The sequence below is a fragment of the Mesorhizobium sp. P2_C4 genome (assembly GCF_056404575.1).
This window is the reverse complement of sequence record NZ_JBFUDT010000001.1, coordinates 964,529-986,005: the sequence shown is the minus strand read 5'-3', so window position 1 is coordinate 986,005 and position 21,477 is coordinate 964,529. Positions and strand designations below refer to the sequence as shown.

Sequence of the window (21,477 nt, the reverse complement as noted above, 5' to 3'; positions counted from 1 at the left end):
TGGCTAGCGAAGATCGCGGCGCATGACAAGCGCGCCGGTCGGGCCGTGTTCCGGCGATTTGTAATAGTTGGCGCGCTTGCCGACCTCGCGGAAGCCCAGCCTCCGGTAGAGCGCGATGGCAGCGACATTGGTTTCGTCGACCTCGAGGAAAAGCGCTTCGGCGCGCTGCGCGTGCAGTTCGCGCAGCACGGCGTCCATCAATTGCCAGCCAAGCCCCTGGCGGCGGTGCGAGCGCGCTACCGCCACGGTCAGGATCTCGCCCTCGCCGGCCGCCAGCCGGGCCAGCACGAAGCCGACCGGCGGCTTGGCGCCGTGCCCGGTCTCACGCGCGGCGTAGCCGAACACCGTATCCTGCTCGAGCAATGCCGCGAATTCGCCGTCGGTCCATGGCCGCACGAAATCCTCGCGATGCAGAACCGACACCGCCGGGCTGTCGGCGATGGTCAGCGGCTCGAGCGCATAGTCCCTGCGGCGCGGCTGGAGGAAGGGAATGCGCATCTATTTATCTTGCCTTGAGAGGATAAAACCGGCCTGCGGCTTCGCGTCGGCACCCCGGAGATAAAGCGGTTTCGGCTTTTCGCCCTCACCCTTGGCGGCAGCGAGCCGTGCATAGACGGCGATGTCGGCAGTGGCAGTCGTTGGCCCGATGTCTAGGGCGTGCCCGACGGTCGCGGCGATCTGCATGGCCGCGGTGCCGGCGAGAACCGGAGACTTGTCCGCCGCCATGGTGGCGGCTTGCGAAAGCGTGGTCACCGCCGGACCATAGCGCAGAACCAACAATTCATCGTAAAGCGCTGCATGGATCTCATCGCGCCCGGCGTCGAGCGCGGCGAGCACGGCACGACCGGGAAATCCAGCTGCTGCTTCCGCGGCGAGCGCTTCCAGCGTGGTCACCCCGATCGCGGGGATTTTGAGCGCCAGAGCCAGGCCGCGCGCCGCCGAAACACCGACGCGCAAGCCGGTGAAGGAGCCGGGGCCGATGGAGACGGCGATGGCGCCGAGGCCGGCAAAGCCGGTTCCACCTGCCTTCAGCGCCGCATCGATGACGGCCATCAGGTGCTCGGCATGGCCTTTGCCGAGATCGAGCACCGAGCGCCCAAGCTCGGTCCCGGCCGCCGCGTCATAGACGCAGGCGGCACAGAGAGAGGCGGCACAGTCGATGGCAAGCAACTTCATGAGGCAGCCGGTTCGAGCACAGGATTCAATGTCCCTGTGCCCGCCATGGCCCGTGACCGCAAGGGCCAGCGCGCAAATTGTTATGCGGCTTCGCTCGGAGATTCCCTCCTCCCCCTGTGGGAGAATGGGGAGTGCTACGGCCTACGCCACCGCCTCGATGCGCAGCATATGATTGTCCCAGACATAGTCGGGTTCGGAGCGTGTGGTGCCGCCGGCTTCGACGATTGTGCCGGCGCCTGTGGTTGCCATGAAACTCGTCTTGTCGGGTGCGACGCCGCAGACCTCGGCCAGCGACCGGGTGGCGACGATGCGGCCGCTGGCCGCGTCGATCGTCGCCAGCGAATTGCCCTCCGGCGAGGACACGGCGACGATCCCGCTCGCAGGATTGGCAGCGACCGAGCCGATGTAATTGCGGAAGCCGGAGAGCACGTCCTGCGGCATGTCGAGCATCTGCAACTCCTTGCCGCGCGCCGCGCGGCCGACCAGCAGCGGACGATCAGTGCCCGGCCCCCGGTACTGGCAGCCGAACCAGACCGTGCCGGACTGATCGACATCCATGTGACGGATCGACAGCTGGTGCAGTGCGGCAGGCAATTCGTGCTTTTCGATGAGATCTCCGGTGACGCGGTCGACCAGCACGTAGGATGGCTTCATCGTCGCGATGTTGAGTTCGGCGCGGCCGAAATCCGGATGGGTCTCGATGCCGCCATTGGCGATGGCCAGCGTCCTGCCGTCGCCCAGCAGCAAAAGCTCGTGCGAGCCCATGCCGTAGGTTGGAAACTCGCCGATGCGGTCGAAATTCGCCCGCGCGTCATAGATGCCGACGACGCCGGCGGCCTTGTCGAAATCATTCTCGGTGGCATAGAGCAGCGCCCCATCGCCCGAGAACACGCCATGGCCGAAGAAGTGCCGGCCGGCGATACTGGCGATGGTCTGCGGCTTGTCGCGGCCGGTGTGGTCGAAGACCACGGCGAAGGTGCCGGGCTGCCGGGCAAAAACCACCGAGCGCTTCGATATGGGATCGAAAGTGACGTCATGGCCGCGATCAGGCAGGTCGATCGCATGCAGCACCTTGCCGGAATCGGACAGGATGGCCGCGCCATGCCTGCCGTCGCGCTTGACGAAAGCGGTGGCGAAGACGGCGTCGGCATCAAGCGTCTTTGCCCAGGCCGACGGCGCCATGGCGGCGGCAAAGCCAATGCCTGCGGCCCGGAGAAAATCGCGACGATCGATCAGCGGCGTCCTCATACTCAGTCCCCATCCAGCGAGGAAAAGCCGGCGGTCAGGCCGAATTCGGCGGTCAGGCGCGTGCCGATCAGCGTCGACAAGCTTGAGGTGATCAGCGCGAAATGGTCGAGTTTGTCGCGCAGCACCGGATCGGCGAGCGCCTTGTCGATCGGACCCTGGATGGACTTGGCGGTCGCAACCCCATTCACCAGCTGGATATGGATCGAGTCCGCCATCCAGCGCGCATCTTGCGGCAGCGCGTCGCCCAGTTGCGAGGCCTGGAACAGCGCATCGATGCCGGCGAGATTTCCAGCCAGTGACGTGGCCGTGTTTTGCGAGCGCCAGTAGATCGCCTGCTTGGGCTTGTCGCCCTCCGGCTTGCCGCCCAGAAAGCCTTTCAGGCGCACGTCGCGGATCATATCCAGCTCATTGATGAAGACACCGACCAGTTCGGTCACCGCTTCGGTGCCATCGCGGTAGAGCGCGTTTTGCGGTCCCGGATTGGCCCAGAGTGCTGCAAACCCATCCGGTTTGTTCCAGGCGTCGCTGACTTCGGCGGCCATGGTTTCGATGTTGCCGGCGACCGCCGCGCCATAAGCGCAGCGATAGGGATCGTCCTTGCCGGCGAGCACTTCTGCGCCGTCGCCGTAAAGCACGAATTCCAGTGCACCCAGGCCCTGCATGGCGACGCTCTTGCCGGCCAGTTGTGCCGGATCGGTCGCGGTCGGGTCCTTGCCGGCCAGTGCCGCCTGGACCTGCTTCAGGCCGATGCCCTTGCGATCCGGCCAATAGAGCATCCGCTCCAGCCGGTTGTTCTCCTTGATCGGCCCGAAGCCGATGATTTCGGCTGATGACCAGGCTTCGACCGTGGCCGAAAATTCGGCGCGTGCCGCATCGAGCTCGACTTGCGAGGGCGCGTCGCACAGTGCCCGCATCGACGTCGTCAAGCGGCCGGCATGGTCATGCAGGCTGGCATAGGCCGGGCGAACGAAGCCGTCGATCGCCCGCTGGATGACATCGGAGGCCTTCACCGTCGCGGATGCAGGCAAGACACCGAATAGAGCCAGCGGAAGAACGAGAACCAGCGCGGAACGCTTCAGCATCAGAGTGACTCCAGGAATTTGACCAGCGCTTTGCGGTCGGCGGCATTGGCGGCGGCGAAACGGTCACGTGCCTTCTGGCCCTCGCCGCCATGCCACAGGATGGCCTCATCAAGGCTGCGCGCGCGCCCGTCGTGAAGGAAGAAAGTGTTGCCGTTGACCGTCTTGGTCAGGCCGATGCCCCACAGCGGCGGCGTGCGCCATTCGCTGCCGGCGGCCTCGCCCACGGCCTGCCCGTCGGCCAAGTCCGGCCCCATGTCATGCAGCAGAAAGTCGGAATAAGGCCAGATCAGCTGAAAAGCCTGCGCCTTCTTGGGCGCATCGCGACGGGTGACGAATTTCGGCGTGTGGCAGGATATGCAGCCGATGTCGTAAAAGACCTTCTTGCCGGCCAGCACCTGGCGCGCGTCGACATCGCGCCGCGCCGGCACGGCAAGGTTCTGCGAATAGAAGGTGACGAGGTCCATGATCGGCGGCGGCGCCTCGACCGGACCGAGGCGTTCTTGCACGCCGTTCGGCATGGCCAGGCATTTCTGCTCGGCTGCGGTGCAATCGCCCCAGTGTTTCGGCACTTCGGGTGTCGAAATGCCGATATCGCCGGCGAAAGCGTCCGCCGCCTGCTGGCGGATCGACGGCGTTTGCGCCTTCCAGCCGAAACGGCCGAGCGTCAGTTCGCCACTGCGGATGTCGCGCACCAGGTTGGGCTTGCCGGAAATGCCGTCGCCGTCACGGTCGTCCGGGTCGGCATGGGCGAGGATGTCGGCCGCAGCGATCTGCTCGATCAGGCCCAACCCGATCATCGGCGGCGTCAGGCGCGGCGACAGGGTGGTGTGCGGGTCGAGCGATCCGTGGGCAAGATTGTCAACCGTATAGCTCGGCTTGCGCAGCGAAACGACGCTGCCGTCGCCGAGCGTCACCTTTTCTTCCCGGTAGTCGACATGCATCCTGCCTTCGCCTGGCAGACCCGGAACGGCCAAGTCCTGCAATTGCGTGCCGTAGACCGGGTCGGGGAAGTTGAGGGCCTTGCGGTCGGCGAGTTCGGCTTTCTCCTCCTCGGTGCTCGCTTGCCGCGCCAGCCGCAGGAACATCGAGGTGGTGCCGGCGTCGCCCTCCGGCGGATGACCGCGGCCGTCCTTCAAATGGCAGTTCTGGCAGGCCCGTTCGTTGAAGAATGGACCAAGCCCGTCCGAGGCTTGCGTCGACGAGGGCGACGACACCCAATTCTTGCGGAAAAGCGCATTGCCGAGCTTGAAGCTGCCTTCTTCCTCGAAGGTGATGTTGGCGGCGGATTGCGAGAAGGCGTCCCTGTCGATGCCCTTCCTCGACGTGCCGGCGCCGCCTTGCATCAACTCGAATGGCTCGGGCTTGGAGAAGTCTGACGTCGGCCGGGTGACGGTGATGACGCGCGCCTGGTCTTTCGGCGTGAGGTCCGTGCGGCTGGTGGCCAGGCCTGCCGTGTCCGGCGCGCCGCCCTGGGCCGAAGCCACCAATGTCACCACGACGGCAAGCGAAAGGCCCCGAAACATTTGGTGTCGTGGGTTCTTCCGGGGCGGCAGGCCGTCGTCGGCCTGCCTTAGGCGGCGCAGAACGTCTAAGGGGCGCCGCATTCCCGCATGTCCTTATTCCGCTTCGTCGGCCGATGTGGCGTTGAGCTGGCCGTATTTTTCCTCGCCGATCGAGGCGAGCAAATCGAGTTGCGTCTCGAGGAAGTCGATGTGACCTTCCTCGTCGGCCAGCAATTCCTCGAACAGTTTCATCGTCACGTAGTCGCCTGCCTCTTCACAGATCTCGCGCGAGCGCTTGTAGGCGGTGCGTGCGTCATACTCGCCGGCAAGATCGGATTCGAGCACTTCCTTGACGTTCTGCCCGATGCGCAGGGGCGCCACGGACTGCAGGTTCGGATGTCCTTCAAGGAAGATGATACGGGCCACCAGCCGGTCGGCATGGTGCATCTCCTCGATCGATTCCGCCCGCTCCTTCTTTGCCAGCTTGGCGTATCCCCAGTCTTCCAGAAGACGGAAATGCACCCAGTATTGATTGACCGCCCCAAGCTCCAGAAAAAGCGCCTCGTTAAGCCGCTCGATGATCTGCTTTTCGCCTTTCATGGGTTCTGCTCCCGTATTGGACGCGCAGGCCTCTGACGCGATCCAGATGTGAAACGATGTCCACGCCGCTCGCCTCCGAGCGGGCGTGGTAATTTTCGGTGACCCGAATGATCGTTTCGACCACATTTGGGAAGCAGCCGCAACAGCGGCCGCGCTTCTGCATGGCGTGATAGACCTTCGCCGGCACGATGAGCTGCCACGGATCCTGATCGAGCAGCCCGACAATCGTCTGCTCGATCTCCTTCTCAGTGATGATGTTGCAATGGCAGATCAGCATCGATTTGCTCTGGCTGACGGCGCCTCCCGCGCCGTGTGGCTTGTTTTCTTAGACCTTACTTGAACACCTTGTCCGGCGCATCAAGACTGTCGGAGCCCTCGAAAGCGATGTTGTTGAGCTTGAGGGCGCCAACGGCGCGTTCGATCGACTTGGTCTGGTCGATCAGCGCGTCGATCGCCGCCTGCACGGTGGCATTGCCTTGCGTGTTGCCCTCGGCGATCTGCTGGTCATAGGCCTCGCCGGCCAGGGCGCGGGCCTTGATGGCTTCCATCTTGGCGACCGTGACATCCAGCTTGTCCGACAGTTCCTTGTCGATCGCCGGATCGGCGGCCTTGACCATGTCGTGCGCAGACGGGCCCGAAACGACGGTGCCGTCGAGGCGCGTGTAGCTGGCGAGATAGGCGGCGCGGATGCCGATGGCGTCATAGAGATGCGAGTTATAGGTGTTGTCGGAGAAGCAGTCATGCTCCTCTTCCGGATCGTGCAGCAACAGGCCGAGCTTCATGCGCTCACCGGCCAGTTCGCCATAGGACAGCGAGCCCATGCCGGTGAAGATGATCGAGATGGCGGTGTTCGGCTCGCCATCGACGAGGTTCTTGCGGGCGGCGCCGTCTTCCTTCCAGTTGCCGACCATCTCCTGCAGGTCGGAAACCAGCAGATCGCTCGCCGACTTCAGATATTGCGCGCGGCGGTCGCAATTGCCGCCGGTGCAGTTCTTAAGGTCGTAGTCCGTGTAGGGCCGCTCGCCGGCGCCGGGGCCGGTGCCATGCAGGTCCTGGCCCCAGAGCAGGAATTCGATGGCGTGATAGCCGGTGGCGACATTGGCCTCGATGCCGCCGGCCTCCTGCAGCGTGCCCGACAGGAATTCCGGCGTCAGGTTGGTGGCGTCGACCTTCTTGCCGTTGATCTCGATCGACTTGTTGGCGATCACATTGGCGGTATAGAGCGCATTGGCGTCCGACTCTGTGCCGTAGCTCTTGGCGACATAGTCGATCAGGCCTTCGTCGAGCGGCCAGGAATTCATTCTGCCTTCCCAGTCGTCGACGATCTTGTTGCCGAAACGGTAGACTTCGGTCTGCTGGTAGGGGATGCGCGATGCCTTCCAGGCCTCGCGGGCGGCCGTCAGCGTTTCCACCGAAGGCTTGGCGATCAGCGCATCGACGGCCTTGTCGAGCGCCTGCGCCGTGGTCAGCGAATCCTCGTATTTGGCCAGCGCGATGTCGGAATAGGTCTTGATGACCGCCTTGGCATCGGTTTCCGCCTTGGCCGGCAGCACGAACACCGCCGCCGTCAGCACCGCAGTGGCGCCGATCGCTGCAAGCCTTGAGCCATACCGTGCCGTCATCATCGCTCTCATGATTGTCGTCTCCTCGGGAATTCAGTGAAATGCCGGCGCCGATGGCGCAGCAATGGATGATCGGCGCCGCGGCATGCATCTGCCATCGGGCGAAAAAGAGGCCGCGACACGGGCGCGATTTGGGAAGAAAGACACCGAAATGCCTCCAATCGAAAGGGTTCAAGGCCCAGACATCAAAGGGATGCGCTTGCTGCGCGAGCCTCCCATAAAGCGGCGAAGTAGCCGGAAGTCAATTGGCATCAGCGAGAAAATTCAATCGAAACAACAGTTTAGAATTATTCTAAACTATGATTGTCAACTTTAAGCGCCTCGCCCGTTGCACGGTTCCGGAATGCGGCGATTGACAGGTGGCCATTCCGGGTGCGACCCGGACCGGGGCTCCTGCGGCGGCGGCAGACAATCGCCACTTGGCCAGACGTCCTAGAATCGGTTGAGGAATTTGGGGCGCTGCGATGAAGAACGGTGTGGTCATAGTCGGTGCAGGGCATGCGGGCGTGCAAGCGGCCGCCAGCCTGCGCGAGGAGGGCTATGACGGGCCGGTGATCCTCACCTGCGACGAAAACGAGCTTCCCTACCACAAGCCGCCGCTGTCGAAGACTTTCATCAAGGACCCGGAGGCGAAGCCGCAGCCATTGCGCGGCGAAGCCTTCTACACCGGCAGCACCATCGACTACCGGCCAGGCATCCGCATCGACCGCATCGATGCCGGCGGCCGCAAGCTGGAGCTATCGGGTGGTGGCGAGCTGCCTTTTGACCGCCTCATCCTCGCCACCGGCTCGCGGCCGCGCATGCTGCCATTGCCGGGTTCGGATCTTTCCGGCGTCGTGTCGCTGCGCTCGATTGCCGATGCACGGTTGATCCGCGAGCTCAGCGCGCACAGCGAAGATGTCGTCATCCTCGGCGGCGGCTTCATCGGACTGGAAATCGCCGCGACGCTCAGAGCGGCCGGACGCAAAGTTACCGTCGTCGAAGCGGTCGACCGGCTGCTCGGCCGGGCGGTGGCGCCGGTCATCGCCAGCCATGTCCAGCAGCGGCTTGAGGCGACGGGCGTGCGCATCCTCACCGGCACCACGATTGCGCGGCTCGAAGGCCAGAACGGCCGTGTTTCGGCTGCGCTGACTTCGACCGGCGAAAAGCTGCCGGCGCAAATGGTCATCATCGGCATCGGCGTGGTGCCCAATGTCGAACTGGCTGCGGCCGCCGGCATTGCGATTGCCAACGGCATCCGCGTCGACCAGCAGATGCGCAGCTCATTGCCGGAAATCCTCGCCATCGGCGACGCCGCCTCCTACCGGCACTGGTTCACCGGCGCGGATGTGCGGCTGGAATCGGTGCAGAACGCCACCGACCAGGCGCGGCTTGCAGCGCGCACCGTCGTTGGCCATGCCGACGCCTTTGCCGCAGTGCCATGGTTCTGGTCGGACATCGGCGACATGAAATTGCAAATGGTCGGGCTGACCTCGGGCGGCGACAGCCATGTCGTGCTCGGCGATCTAGCCGACAACAAATTCTCGATCTACCACTATGCCGGAGACCGGCTGCTCGGCATCGAATCGGTCAATCGGCCGGGCGACCATATGCTTGGCCGCAAGATGCTCGGCGCCGGGTTTTCGCCGACGCCGCAGACGGTCGCGGAAGGCCCTGATGGGCTGAAGGCGGCATTGGCGGCCTTTCAGCAGGATGAGCCTGCACGGGCTGCGGGTTAGGTGGCACCCTGCGGATCAAACGTCTCCTAGACGTCTGCGCTGCCCCTCATCCGCCTGCCGGCACCTTCTCCCCGCATAGGGACGGGGAGAAGGCAAGCGCCTGTCAGGCAGCGCAGACTTCGCGGATCGAGCTTTCCAGAATGTCGAGCGCCTCGTTCATCACGTTGTCCTGAATGGTGATCGGGGCGAGGAAACGAATGACGTTGCCATAGACGCCGCAGGTCAAGAGGATCAGCCCCTTGTCGAGCGCCTTCAGCCTGATCGCATTGGCGATTTCGGCCGACGGCAGGCCCTTCTTGACGTCGTTGAACTCGACCGCGTTCATGAAGCCGAGGCCCCTTATGTCGACAATCTCGGGCACGTCGTCACGGATCGACTGCAGCCGCTGCTTCAGCCGGGCGCCCAGCGTGTTGGCGCGGTCGCAGAGCTTTTCCTCTTCGATCACGTCGAGTACGGCATGCGCCGCAGCGACCCCGATCGGGCTGCCGCCATAGGTGCCGCCGAGCCCGCCGGGACCGGGCGCATCCATGATCTCGGCGCGGCCGGTGACCGCCGCCAGCGGGAAGCCGCCGGCCAGGCTCTTGGCCATGGTGGTGATGTCGGCCGCCACGTCGTGGTGATCCATGGCGAACATCTTGCCGGTACGGGCAAAACCGGTCTGCACCTCGTCGGCGATCAAAAGCATGCCGTGCTGGTCGCAGATCTTGCGCAGCGCCGTCAGGAACTCACGCGGCGCATCGTAGAAACCGCCCTCGCCTTGCACCGGCTCCAGGATGATGGCGGCGACTCGGGCCGGATCGACATCGGCCTTGAACAGGCGATCGAGGGCGGCCAGCGAATCGGCAACCGAGACGCCATGCAGCGGCACCGGGAACGGCGCATGAAAAACATCGGCCGGCATGGCGCCGAAGCCGACCTTGTAGGGCACGACCTTGCCGGTCAGCGCCATGCCCATGAAGGTGCGGCCGTGGAAGCCGCCGGCAAAGGCGATGACGGCCTGGCGGCCAGTGGCGTTGCGGGCGATCTTGATGGCGTTCTCGACAGCCTCGGCGCCGGTGGTGACGAAGATCGTCTTCTTCTCGAACTTGCCGGGCAGCATGCCGTTCAGCCGCTCGGCCAGCCGCACATAGCTCTCGTAAGGCACCACCTGGTGGCAGGTGTGGGTGAAGCGGTCGAGCTGCGCCTTCACGGCCTCGATCACCTTGGGATGACGGTGGCCGGTGTTGACGACGGCAATGCCGGACGAGAAGTCGATGTAACGGCGCCCCTCGACATCCCAGATCTCCGAGTTCTCGGCGCGATCGGCATAAATCTGCGTGGTCATGCCGACGCCGCGCGAAATCGACTGGTTCTTGCGTTCGGAAATGGCTGAATTCTTCATGTTCGTCCCTCGCCGGGCGGCGCCCGTTCTCGTTTGATGACTGCCAAGGCCTCTTCTGACCTTATTTCACGTTTTCCTCAAGTCGGCACCATCGCCCGGCCATTGGGCCTGCCGTCCAGCCCTTAACCAGTCGACCCATACGCGCAGGAGACAGGTTCCCTTTTCCTTGGGATCGATTATCCTTCCGATCGTCTGTGACAGCTCGCCCGTCATGAGCATCCCAGGCTGGTGAGGGACCCCATGAGGAGGAACGCGACATCGCCCGCCACGCAGTCGTCGGTTCACAGCCTTTCGCCGTTTCGGGCAAGCCCATCATTGTTGCCTGCGCGATGCTGACCTTGCTGGCCGGCTGCCAGAAGCAGGAGGCGGCCGCGAAAAAACTGCCGGTCATGGTGCGCACCGAAACAGTGACGGTTGCCGACTATGCGCCACGGACCTCGCTGACCGGCGTGATCGCCGCGCGCACGCTGAACAATCTGTCGTTTCGGGTCGGCGGCCGCGTCGCCGAACGCCTTGTCGATGTCGGCCAGCATGTCGACAAGGACGCCGTGCTTGCCCGCATCGATCCGCAGGAACAGGAATCCGATTTGCGCTCGGCGCAGGCCGACCTCGATGCGGCACAGGCGCAGCTGACCCAGGCCACCGCGGCCTTCGAACGGCAGAAAACGCTGCTTGCCCAGGGTTTCACCACACGGCGCGACTATGATGCCGCCGACCAAGCGCTGAAGGTCGCGCAAGGCAGTGTCGATGCGGCGCAAAGCGCGCTTTCCAACGCCAAGGAGAACCTGTCCTTCACCGAGCTGAGGGCCGGTGCCGCCGGCGTCATCACCGCGCGCCAGGTCGAAGCCGGACAAGTGGTGCAAGCGGCACAAACCGTCTTCACCGTCGCCGAGGACGGCGACCGCGATGCGGTCTTCAATGTGCAGGAAACCCTGGTAGCCAAGACGCCGCCATCGCCGGCGGTGACCATCACGCTGTTGTCCGACCCGCAGGTCAAGGCGATGGGCAAGGTGCGCGAAATTGCGCCTGCGGTCGACCCGGTTTCGGGCTCGATCCGGGTCAAGATCGCCATTCCCGACACGCCCGCCGGCATGCCGCTGGGCGCGGCGGTCATCGGCTCGGTCAGCGCCCAGCCGTCGAAAGCCGTCATCCTGCCCTGGCAGGCGCTGACCTCGAGCGAGGGCAAACCGGCGGTCTGGGTCGTCGATGCGTCGAGCAAGGCAGTGGCAACGGCACTGGTCAATGTGCTGGCCTTCGATTCCGGCATCGTCGTGATCGACAAGGGGCTGGAGGCCGGACAAAGCGTTGTCACCGCCGGCGGCCAGTTGCTCAGCCCCGGCCAGACGGTCGAAATATCGGGAGCGGGTCAATGAGCCGGCCGCCGCGCATCCCCCTCTCGCTCAGCCCGCTTGGCCTGCTTGGCCTGCTTGCGCTCGCGCCTCTTGCCGCCTGCTCGCAGTCGGAGCAGAAGCCGCCCGAGATCGTCCGGCCGGTGCTGTCGGTGGTGATCGAACCGCAAACCAGCCAGACATTCGGTTTTGCTGGCTCGGTCGAGCCACAATTCAGCGCCGATCTCGCCTTCCGCCTGCTTGGCCGGATCGTCTCCCGTGACGTCAAGGTCGGCGACATCGTCACCAAGGGAACGACGATCGCCGCACTCGATCCGACGGCGCTGGAGCTTGCCGTGCAGGCGGCCAAGGCCGAACTCTCCAACGCCGAGGCGCAATTCGCCAATGCCGCCGCCAGCGAGGAGCGGCAGCGCCAGTTGCTCGCCGCCGCCAACACCTCGCAGGCCGTCTTCGATGCCGCGCAGCAAGCCAGGAAGGCAGCCGAAGCGGGCGTCGAAAAGGCCAAGGCAGCACTTGCCAAATCGCAGGAGCAACTGGGCTATGCCCGCCTGTTTTCGGACTTCGACGGGGTCGTCACAGCCGTCGGCGCCGAGGTCGGCCAGACGGTTTCGCCCGGCCAGACCGTCGTCACCGTGGCCCGCTCGGACCTGCGTGACGCGGTCGTCGATATTCCCGACCAGCTGACCGGCGACCTTGCGGCCGGCACGCCGTTCGACATCATCCTGCAATCGCTGCCGACGATCCACACCGAGGCCAAATTGCGCGAGATCGCGCCGCAGGCCGAAGGCTCGACGCGGACCCGCCGTGTCCGGCTGACGCTGACCGATCCGCCGCAGGCATTCCGGCTGGGTTCGACGGTGACGGCGACACGCGTCGCTACGGTTGCGCCAACGATCGAGCTGCCGCTGTCGGCACTGCTTGAGAAGAATGGCGCTGACAAGGTCTGGATCGTCGATGAGCAGACGTCGAGCGTGCGTTCGCGCGACATCAAGATCGCCGCCAAGGGTGCTGCCACCTTCATTGTCGCCGAAGGCCTCGAGGCCGGCATGCGTGTCGTCACCGCCGGCGTCCACAGCCTCGTGGAGGGCCAGAAGGTCAAGATCAGCCAAGGAGGGGCGACATGAAGGGGTTCAACCTTTCCGACTGGGCGCTCAACCACCGCTCGCTGGTCTGGTACTTCATGCTGGTCTTCGTCGTCGCCGGCGTCTTTGCCTATCTCAATCTCGGCCGCGAGGAAGATCCGGCCTTCACCATCAAGACCATGGTCATACAGGCCAACTGGCCGGGCGCCTCGGTCAACGAGACGGTGCGGCAGGTCACCGACCGCATCGAAAAGAAGCTCGAGGAACTCGACAGCCTCGACTTCACCCGCTCGGTCACCACTGCAGGCAAGACCGTCATCTTCGTCAACCTGAAGGACACCACCAAAGCGCGCGATGTCGTGCCGAACTGGACCCAGGTGCGCAACATGGTCAACGACATCCAGGTGCAGTTTCCGCAAGGCGTGCAGGGGCCGTTCTTCAACGACCGCTTCGGCGACGTCTTCGGCAATATCTACGCCTTCACCTCGGACGGGCTGACGCCGCGCCAGCTGCGCGACTATGTCGAGGATGTCAGGACCAGGATCCTGGCCGTGCCGAACGCCGGCAAGGTCGATCTGGTCGGCGCCCAGGACGAAGCCATCTATCTTGAATTCTCGACCCGCCAGATCGCCGCGCTTGGCCTCAACCAGCAGGCGATTGTGGCGAGCCTGCAGGCGCAGAACGCCATCACGCCGTCGGGCGTTATCGAATCCGGCCCCGAGCGCGTCAGCGTGCGCGTCGGCGGCCAATTCACCTCGGAGGAGAGCCTGCGCGCTATCAATCTGCGCGTTAACGACCGCTTCTTCCGGCTGAGCGACGTGGCAACGATCCGGCGCGGCTATGCCGATCCGCCGACGGCGCTGTTCCGCTTCAACGGCCAGGATGCGATCGGGCTGGCCATCGGCATGAAGCCCAACGCCAATCTGCTCGAATTCGGCGCCGCACTCGAGAAGGAAATGGACGAGGTGCTGGCCGACCTGCCGGTCGGCGTCGGCGTGCATCTGGTCGCCGACCAGCCTGTCATCGTCGAGGAGGCCGTTTCGGGCTTTACCCGGGCGCTGGCTGAGGCGGTCGCCATCGTGCTTGCTGTGTCCTTCATCAGCCTCGGCATGCGCGCCGGCTTCGTCGTGGCGCTGTCGATCCCGCTGGTGCTGGCCATCACCTTCACGGTCATGGCCTATCTCGGCATCTCGCTGCAGCGTATTTCACTCGGTGCGCTGATCATCGCGCTCGGCCTGCTGGTCGACGACGCCATGATCGCCGTCGAGATGATGGTGGCGCGGCTGGAGGTCGGCGACACTCTGCGCAAGGCGGCGACCTACGTCTACACTTCGACCGCCTTCCCGATGCTGACCGGCACGCTGGTGACGGTCGCCGGCTTCATTCCGATCGGCCTCAACAACAGCGCCGCGGGTGAGTACACGTTCACTCTGTTCGTCGTCATCGCCGTGTCGCTTTTGGTGTCATGGATCGTCGCGGTGCTGTTTGCGCCGCTGCTTGGCGTCACCATCCTGCCGGCGACGATGAAGCAACAGCATCACGACAAACCCGGCCGCTTCACCAGCCTCTTCCGGAGTGTGCTTCTGGGCTCGGTGCGCTATCACTGGCTGACCATCATCGCCACGGTGCTGTTGTTTGCCGGCTCGATAGCCGGCTTCGGCCTCGTCCAGCAGCAGTTCTTTCCGCCTTCGGATCGGCCGGAACTGATCGTCGACTGGAACCTGCCGCAGAACTCGTCGATCACCGAGACGCGCGACCAGATCGAGCGTTTCGAAGGCCGGGCGCTGGCCGGCAACCCTGATATCGACCATTTCAGCTCCTATATCGGCCAGGGCGCGGTGCGCTTCCTGCTCGCCTTCGACGTGCAGCCGGCCAATCCCTATTTCGGCCAGACCGTGATCGTCACCAAGAGCATCGAGGCCCGTAACCGGATCAAGCCGGTGCTGGAAAAATTGTTGCGCGAGGAGTTCGTCGGCACCGATGCCTTCGTCAAGCCGCTCGAACTCGGGCCGCCGGTCGGCCGTCCCGTGCAGTACCGTGTCGGCGGCCCCGACATTCAGACGGTGCGGGAGCTGGCGCAGCAAGTCGCCGGCCTGATCTCTGCCAATCCAAAGCTGGCGGCGCCGACTTTCGACTGGAACGAGCCGCAGCGCGTGCTGCGGGTCGACGTGCTGCAGGACAAGGCGCGGCAACTCGGCATCACCTCCTCCGACATTGCCAGCGCGCTGAACAGCACGGTTGGCGGCGCCACCATCACCCAGGTGCGTGACGCCACCTATCTGATCAACGTCATCGCCCGCTCGCGCGAGGCCGAACGCGGTTCGATCGACACGCTGCAGAACTTGCAGCTGCCGACCAGCACCGGCGAGGCGATCCCGCTCGCGGCGGTCGCCAACTTCCGCTACGACCTCGAACAGCCGACTGTGTGGCGGCGCAATCGCATCCCGACGATCACCGTGCGCGCCGGGCTGGTTGGCGATGTGCTGCCGGCCACCGTCGTCAACGAGCTGAAGCCATCGGTCGATGCCTTCATCGCCAAGCTGCCGCCGGGCTATTCGGTCGCAACCGCCGGTTCGGTCGAGGAAAGCGCCAAAAGCCAGGGGCCGATCGCCGCCGTGGTGCCGCTGATGCTGTTCGTCATGGCGACCATCCTGATGATCCAGCTGCAAAGCTTCCAGCGCCTGTTCCTGGTCGTAGCGGTGGCGCCGCTCGGCCTGATCGGCGTGGTCGCGGCCTTGGTGCCGAGCGGCGCGCCGCTCGGCTTCGTCGCCATCCTCGGCGTGCTGGCGCTGATCGGCATCCTGATCCGCAACTCGGTCATCCTGATCGTCCAGATCGAGGATCTGGTGCGCGAGGGCAAGAACCGCTGGGCGGCGGTCATCGAAGCGACCGAGCATCGCATGCGGCCGATCGCGCTGACCGCGGCCGCCGCCAGCCTGGCATTGATCCCGATCGCCCGCGAAGTGTTCTGGGGGCCGATGGCCTACGCGATGATGGGCGGCATCATCGCCGGTACGGCGATCACACTGCTGTTCCTGCCGGCGCTCTATGTGACGTGGTTCCGGATCAAGGAGCCGAAGTAGGAGCAGGACAACGCTCTGGTAGACAGAGCTGCTGTTGCAGAGAGTTGAGGCAAGGTCGAGTTCCTTCGCGCCCCCCTCTGTCCTGCCGGACATCTCCCCCACAAGGGGGAGATTGGCGGTTTCTGCACCGCGCTTCTTCTGCACGCCGGAGATTGGCGAAAGCTGTGATGGCACCAATCTCCCCACCCGTGGGGGAGATGGCCGGCAGGCCAGAGGGGGCGCGACAGAACGCGGCGTGAGCCGTTAGTCCCGCACAAACCCCTCACTCGCCCTGAGCAGGTTGCGCGTATAATCCTTGGTCACGCGGTGGCCGATCAGCTGGCTTGCGGTGAGATTTTCCACCGCCTCGCCGTTCTGCATCACCATGAGCCGCTCGCACATATGGGTGACGATGGCGAGGTCGTGGCTGACCATCAGGAAGGTCAGCTTGCGCCGCCTGCGGATTTCCTCCAGCAGGTTGAGCACTTCCGCCTGCACCGAAGCGTCGAGCGCCGAGGTCGGCTCGTCGAGCAAAAGGATCGAGGGCTCGAGGATCAAGGCCCGCGCAATCGCCACGCGCTGGCGCTGCCCGCCAGACAATTGGTGCGAATAGCGGAAGCGGAAACCGTTGCCGAGGCCGACCTCGTCCAGAGCCTGCTGGATGCGCTTTTCGCCGTCGGCGAAGCCGTGGATGGCGAGCGGCTCCTGCAGCAGCCGGTCGACGGTCTGGCGCGGATGCAGCGAACCATACGGGTCCTGGAAGACCATCTGCACTTCGCGGTAAAAGGCCTTGTCGCGGCGCACGCCGAGCTGCTTGCCGTTGACGGTAATGCTGCCTGAAGCGACCGGCGCGAGGCCGGCTATGGCGCGCAGCAGCGTCGACTTGCCGGAGCCTGATTCGCCGACCAGGCCGAAGGATTCGCCTGACTGTACTTCGAGGCTGACGCCCTTCAGCGCGCGAAAACGATCGAAGATCACTTCCAGCCTGTCGACGGAAAGGGCTGCGTTCATGCCGCCCACTCCGGCTTGCGGTCGAGCACCGGCAGGGGGTGGCGTTCGAAGCCTATCCTGGGCATGCAGTTGAGCAGGCCGCGGGTATAGGGATGCTGGGCGTCGCGGAGCTCCGACGCCTTCAACTGCTCGACCACCTTGCCGGCATACATGACGATGACCCGGTCGCAGAAGGACGAGACCAGGCGCAGATCGTGCGAGATGAAGATCAGCCCCATGCCGCGCTCGCTGACAAGCCGGTCGAGAATGCCCAGCACATCGAGCTGCACGGTGACGTCGAGCGCCGAGGTCGGCTCGTCGGCAATCATCATTTCCGGTCCGGCGATCAGCATCATGGCGATCATGGCGCGTTGGCCCATGCCGCCGGACACTTCATGCGGATGCAGGTCGAAGACTCGGGCGGGGTCGCGAATCTGCACCGCTTCCAGCATGGCGAGCGCACGGTCGCGGGCCTCCGCCTTGCCGACCTTCTCATGCGTGCGCAGCGTCTCGACGATCTGGCGGCCGATGCTCATCACCGGGTCGAGCGAATATTTCGGATCCTGCAGGATCATGGCGATGCGTTTTCCCCGCATGGCCCTTCGTTCGCGCGGCGAGACGCTGAGCAGGTCGATGCCGTCAAAAGCAAGCTTGTTGGCCGATATGCGGGCCTGCGGCGGGGTCAGGCCCATTATGGCGCGGCCGGTTTGCGACTTGCCCGAGCCGCTCTCACCGACGATGCCCAACCGTTCGCGGCCAAGCGAGAAGGAGACGCCACGCACCGCTTCGATCAGGCCGGTGCGGGTCGGGAAGGTGACGCGCAGGTCGTCGACCTCAAGAAGCGCACGGTCGCCGCTCATTGCTCGCCACTCCGGGGATCGAGCGCGTCGCGCAGGCCGTCGCCGAGCAGGTTGAAACCAAGGCTGACGATAAGGATGGCGAAGCCCGGCGCGCCAGCCACCCACCATTGGTCGAGCACGAAGCGGCGGCCCGAGGCGATCATCGCGCCCCATTCGGGCAGCGGCGGCTGCGCGCCGAGGCCAAGGAAGCCGAGACCGGCTGCGGTCAGGATGATGCCGGCCATGTCGAGCGTCACCCTGATGATCAGCGAGGAGATGCAGAGCGGCATGATGTGGCGCAGCACGATGCGGAAGGGCGAGGCGCCCATCAACTGCACCGCTTTGATGTAATCGGAGTTCCGCACAGTCAGCGTTTCGGCGCGCGCAATGCGGGCATAGGGCGGCCATGAGGTGATGGCGATGGCGAGCACCGCGTTCTCGATGCCGGGGCCAAGGGCGGCAACGAAGGCCAACGCCAGGATCAGCTTCGGGAAAGCAAGGAAGATGTCGGTGATGCGCATCAGGATCGCATCGGTCCAGCCGCCGGCATAGCCGGCGACCGTGCCGACCAGCAGGCCGATCGGGGCGGCGATGACAGCGACAAGGATGACGACATAGAGCGTCCATCGCGAGCCGAAGATGATGCGCGAAAGGATGTCGCGGCCAAGGTCGTCTGTGCCGAACCAGTGCGCAGCACTCGGCGCCAGCAGCCGCGCGTTCTTCAGGTCGCCGAATGTCGGGGAATAGGGCGCCAGCACATCAGCAAGGCCCGCAACCACCAGCAGAGCGATGATGATGAGCAAGCCAAGAAACGCCAGCCGGTTGGCGGAGAAGCGCCGCCAGGCTACGTAAGCGCGGCCGAGCCTGGCCTGCATGCGCGAGGCCGGCCGCTCGCTGAGCAGCCAGTCGCGACGGCTCTGGATCGCCTCGGTGCTCATCCTGCCTTGGTCCTTGGATCGAGCACGCGATAGAGCAGATCGGACAAAAGATTGATGGCGATGAACACCGAGCCGATGATGATGGTGCCGCCGAGCACGGCGTTCATGTCGGCGTTCTGCAGCGAATTGGTGATGTAGAGGCCGATGCCCGGCCATGAGAACACGGTCTCGGTCAGCACCGAGCCTTCGAGCAGCCCGGCATAGGAAAGTGCGATCACGGTGACCATCGGCACAGCGGCATTGCGCAACGCATGGCGCCAGATGATGCGGGTTTCCGACAGGCCCTTGGCGCGCGCCGCGACGATGTATTCCTGGGCCAGTTCGTTGAGCATGAACGAGCGCGTCATGCGGCTGATATAGGCGAGCGAGAAGTAGCCGAGCAGCCCTGCCGGCAGGATGATGTGGCGGAAGGCATCGTAAAAGACATCCCATTGCCGCTGCCACAGCGCATCCAGAAGATAGAAGCCGGTGATCGGCGTGAAGGTGTATTCGTAGACGACGTCAAGGCGACCGGGAAAGGCGACCCATTTCAACTTGGCGTAGAACAGCACCAGCCCCAGCAGCCCGATCCAGAAGATCGGCACGGAATAGCCGATCAGGCCGACGATGCGCACGATCTGATCGATGACGCTTCCGCGTCGCACCGCGGCCAGCACACCAAGCGGCACGCCGAGCAGCGAGCCGATCAAGGTGCCCAGCGTCGCCAGTTCGATCGTCGCCGGAAAGGTGCGGCGGATGTCGGTCATGACCGGATTGGTGGTCAGCACCGAGGTGCCGAAATCGCCGTTCAGGGCGCTTTTCACGTAGATGTAGAATTGCTCGACCAGCGGCAGGTCGAGACCCATCTCGCGGCGCGTGCGCTCGACGACATTGGCCGGCGCCCGGTCGCCGAGCACCGCCAGCACCGGGTCGATCGGGATGACACGGCCAATGAAGAAGGTCACCGCGAGAAGACCGAGATAGGTCGTTATCGCGATAACCAGGAAGCGGCCGATGAATGATGCGACAGCAACGGCGCGGGCGCTACCGCGCCGCGCCGTCACTTCGTTTTCAACCGCGCTCATGCGGCGCGTCCGCGAACGCTATTCCTTGGAGACCGGCCCGACGAAGTTGGTGTCGAAGCTCGGCCCGAGCACGAGGTTCTTGAGGTTCTTGCGCAGGCCAACCACTTCCATTTGCTGATGAATGATGACGAAGGGGCTAGTGTCGAGGACCTTCTTCTCGAGATCCTTGTACATTTCGGCGCGCTTGCCGGCGTCCTTCTCCAGGAGTGCTGCTTCAGTCTCCTTGGTCAGATCCGGAATGTCCCACGAGTTGCGCCAGGCAAGCGTATGGGATTTGCCGGCATCCGAATTGTCCGGGTTCGAGGCGAAGGTCTGGGCATTGGAGTTGGGATCGAAATAATCCTGGCCCCATTGGCCGATATAGATGTCGTGGTTGCGGGCGCGGTACTTGGTCAGCGTCTGCTTGCCGTCGCCGGGGATGATCTCCAGCTTGATGCCGGCCTGTCCCAGCGTCTGCTGGATCGATTCCGCCATGCCCGTGATGGGCTGACCGGTGCGCACGTCCATGGTTACGCTGAAGCCGTCGGCGAGGCCGGCCTTGCCCAGCAATTCCTTGGCTTTGGCGACGTCGAACTTGAATGGGTTCTCGTCCAGCTCGCCGAGCACGCCATCGGGCAGGAAGCTCTGGTGAATCTCGCCGATGCCCTTGAGGATGGTGGAGCCCAAGGCGTCATAGTCGACCAGATATTTGAACGCCTGGCGAACTTCGGGCTTGGCAAGATTCGGGTTCTTCTGGTTGAGGCTGATGTAAAAAACCGTGCCCTTCGGCGCGCTGGTGGTCGTGAGATCGGCGTTCTTGGCGATGGCGTCGAGATCGTTCGGCTCGAGGTTGCGGGCGACATCGATGTCGCCGGCTTCGAGCGCCAGGCGTTGGGCCGAACTTTCCTTCATGTTGCGATAGATGACGCGGGCAAGCTTGGCCTTTTCGCCGAAATAATTGTCGTTGCGTTCCAGCACGACCGCCTCGTTGGCACGCCATTCGCGCAGCTTGAAGGCGCCGGAGCCGGCATAGCCGGTCTTCAGCCAGGCATTGCCGAAGTCGTTGTCCCATTTGTAGTCGGCGCTCGGCGTCACCGCCGCGACATGTTCCTTGACCAGCTTGGCATCGACCACCGAAGCGACGGTTGCCGACAGGCAGTTCAAGACGAAGCTCGGCGCATAGGCCTTGTCGACGGTGAACGTGAAGGTCGCGTCATCGACGGCCTTGGCCTTCTCGGTGACGTTGTCGCCGCTGATGCCGAACTGGCCGATGATGAAGGCGGGGCTCTTGTCGAGCTTGACGGCGCGCTCGAACGAGTAGGCGACGTCGGCGGCGGTGATCGGATTACCCGAGGCGAATTTCAGGCCCGGCTTGAGCTTGAAGGTGTAGGTCAGGCCATCGTCGGAGACGGCCCAGCTTTCGGCGAGATCGCCCTTGACCTTGGACGTGTCGCTAAGGTCGAGGCGGACAAGAAGATCATAGGTGTTGCCGGTGACTTCGGCGGTCGAGAGCTCGAACGCCTCGCCCGGATCCATGGAGATGATGTCGTCGATCGCGAAACCTTCGACCAGCGTGTCGGCGGGGGTGACCGCGCCAGCCGGCGCGCCGGCCAGCAGCAGCGCGGACATGGCTGCACCCGCGAGCAAGACGCGCGAGCGTAGAGCAAACTTTTCCATCATCATTTTGATTGTTCCCTGTTTTGCTGGTTTGTTGACCTGAGTTCCCGGCTCAGGCTGCAGAATTATTTCCGGGCCGAACGACGGCTCTCTGACCCCTTACCGTCGTGGTTTTTGTCCAATTGGTCAACACCATATCCGGCAGCTTTCAAGCCGGCAACGAGCATT

General features: G+C 64.3%; 18 protein-coding genes. 4 read left to right on the top strand and 14 right to left on the bottom strand.

Annotated elements, in window-relative coordinates; all coding sequences use genetic code 11:
* Positions 1-3: 3 nt before the first annotated feature.
* The 8 genes from rimI to AC1DX6_RS04675 form a co-directional block, all read right to left on the bottom strand.
* Positions 4-498, bottom strand: a complete 495-nt coding sequence (gene rimI / locus AC1DX6_RS04710; RefSeq protein ID WP_477241576.1) for a ribosomal protein S18-alanine N-acetyltransferase — start codon at positions 496-498, stop codon at positions 4-6.
* Entirely contained in the window at positions 499-1,176 is a 678-nt protein-coding gene (gene tsaB / locus AC1DX6_RS04705; protein WP_477311558.1) for a tRNA (adenosine(37)-N6)-threonylcarbamoyltransferase complex dimerization subunit type 1 TsaB, read from the bottom strand.
* A gap of 141 nt (positions 1,177-1,317) precedes the next feature.
* Positions 1,318-2,424, bottom strand: a complete 1,107-nt coding sequence (locus tag AC1DX6_RS04700; RefSeq protein ID WP_477311557.1) for a DUF1513 domain-containing protein — start codon at positions 2,422-2,424, stop codon at positions 1,318-1,320.
* Positions 2,425-2,426: 2 nt separating this feature from the next.
* Positions 2,427-3,506, bottom strand: a complete 1,080-nt coding sequence (locus AC1DX6_RS04695) for an imelysin family protein (protein WP_477311556.1) — start codon at positions 3,504-3,506, stop codon at positions 2,427-2,429.
* The gene (locus AC1DX6_RS04690) at positions 3,506-5,110 is read right to left on the bottom strand and encodes a di-heme oxidoreductase family protein (protein ID WP_477311555.1); all 1,605 of its coding nucleotides are present in this window, start codon (positions 5,108-5,110) and stop codon (positions 3,506-3,508) included. Before AC1DX6_RS04690 ends, AC1DX6_RS04695 begins: the two co-directional genes overlap by 1 nt.
* Before the next feature lie 12 nt (positions 5,111-5,122).
* Positions 5,123-5,608: a bacterioferritin gene (gene bfr, locus AC1DX6_RS04685; protein WP_477311554.1), complete on the bottom strand. Its 486-nt coding sequence runs from the start codon at positions 5,606-5,608 to the stop codon at positions 5,123-5,125.
* Entirely contained in the window at positions 5,574-5,885 is a 312-nt protein-coding gene (locus AC1DX6_RS04680; RefSeq protein WP_477311553.1) for a (2Fe-2S)-binding protein, read from the bottom strand. The genes bfr and AC1DX6_RS04680 overlap by 35 nt, the downstream gene beginning before the upstream one ends.
* Positions 5,886-5,940: 55 nt before the next feature.
* Entirely contained in the window at positions 5,941-7,230 is a 1,290-nt protein-coding gene (locus AC1DX6_RS04675; RefSeq protein ID WP_477311903.1) for an imelysin family protein, read from the bottom strand.
* Positions 7,231-7,694: 464 nt separating this feature from the next.
* On the opposite strand from AC1DX6_RS04675, the gene AC1DX6_RS04670 reads away from it, so the two are divergent.
* Positions 7,695-8,948: an NAD(P)/FAD-dependent oxidoreductase gene (locus tag AC1DX6_RS04670; RefSeq protein WP_477311552.1), complete on the top strand. Its 1,254-nt coding sequence runs from the start codon at positions 7,695-7,697 to the stop codon at positions 8,946-8,948.
* Between the two features lie 103 nt (positions 8,949-9,051).
* Here the strand turns inward: AC1DX6_RS04670 and AC1DX6_RS04665 are convergent, their stop codons facing one another.
* Positions 9,052-10,329 (bottom strand): 4-aminobutyrate--2-oxoglutarate transaminase, encoded by a 1,278-nt coding sequence (locus tag AC1DX6_RS04665; protein WP_477311551.1) that lies wholly within the window; start codon positions 10,327-10,329, stop codon positions 9,052-9,054.
* A 329-nt stretch (positions 10,330-10,658) separates the two neighbouring features.
* Here AC1DX6_RS04665 and AC1DX6_RS04660 point away from each other — a divergent pair, with 329 nt between their 5' ends.
* Genes AC1DX6_RS04660 through AC1DX6_RS04650 form a run of 3 tightly spaced genes read left to right on the top strand, consistent with a single transcriptional unit; the run spans position 10,659 to position 15,843 of the window.
* Complete coding sequence (locus AC1DX6_RS04660) at positions 10,659-11,702, top strand: efflux RND transporter periplasmic adaptor subunit (protein WP_477311550.1); 1,044 nt, start codon at positions 10,659-10,661, stop codon at positions 11,700-11,702.
* Positions 11,699-12,802, top strand: coding sequence for an efflux RND transporter periplasmic adaptor subunit (locus tag AC1DX6_RS04655; RefSeq protein WP_477311549.1), 1,104 nt, complete (start codon positions 11,699-11,701; stop codon positions 12,800-12,802). Before AC1DX6_RS04660 ends, AC1DX6_RS04655 begins: the two co-directional genes overlap by 4 nt.
* Positions 12,799-15,843 carry an efflux RND transporter permease subunit gene (locus AC1DX6_RS04650; RefSeq protein WP_477311548.1) on the top strand — a complete coding sequence of 1,015 codons (3,045 nt, stop codon included), beginning with the start codon at positions 12,799-12,801 and terminating at the stop codon, positions 15,841-15,843. The genes AC1DX6_RS04655 and AC1DX6_RS04650 overlap by 4 nt, the downstream gene beginning before the upstream one ends.
* Before the next feature lie 243 nt (positions 15,844-16,086).
* On the opposite strand, the gene AC1DX6_RS04645 is transcribed toward AC1DX6_RS04650, so the two are convergent.
* The 5 genes from AC1DX6_RS04645 to AC1DX6_RS04625 are packed head-to-tail and all read right to left on the bottom strand — an operon-like array spanning position 16,087 to position 21,315.
* Positions 16,087-16,833 (bottom strand): ABC transporter ATP-binding protein, encoded by a 747-nt coding sequence (locus AC1DX6_RS04645; RefSeq protein WP_477311547.1) that lies wholly within the window; start codon positions 16,831-16,833, stop codon positions 16,087-16,089.
* Positions 16,830-17,672 (bottom strand): ABC transporter ATP-binding protein, encoded by an 843-nt coding sequence (locus tag AC1DX6_RS04640; RefSeq protein WP_477311546.1) that lies wholly within the window; start codon positions 17,670-17,672, stop codon positions 16,830-16,832. The genes AC1DX6_RS04645 and AC1DX6_RS04640 overlap by 4 nt, the downstream gene beginning before the upstream one ends.
* Positions 17,669-18,589, bottom strand: a complete 921-nt coding sequence (gene nikC, locus AC1DX6_RS04635) for a nickel transporter permease (protein ID WP_477311545.1) — start codon at positions 18,587-18,589, stop codon at positions 17,669-17,671. The genes AC1DX6_RS04640 and nikC overlap by 4 nt, the downstream gene beginning before the upstream one ends.
* Entirely contained in the window at positions 18,586-19,653 is a 1,068-nt protein-coding gene (locus AC1DX6_RS04630) for an ABC transporter permease (protein WP_477311544.1), read from the bottom strand. The genes nikC and AC1DX6_RS04630 overlap by 4 nt, the downstream gene beginning before the upstream one ends.
* Before the next feature lie 18 nt (positions 19,654-19,671).
* A complete protein-coding gene (locus AC1DX6_RS04625; protein WP_477311543.1) occupies positions 19,672-21,315 on the bottom strand; it encodes an ABC transporter substrate-binding protein in 1,644 nt (547 codons plus the stop codon).
* Positions 21,316-21,477 lie beyond the last annotated feature (162 nt).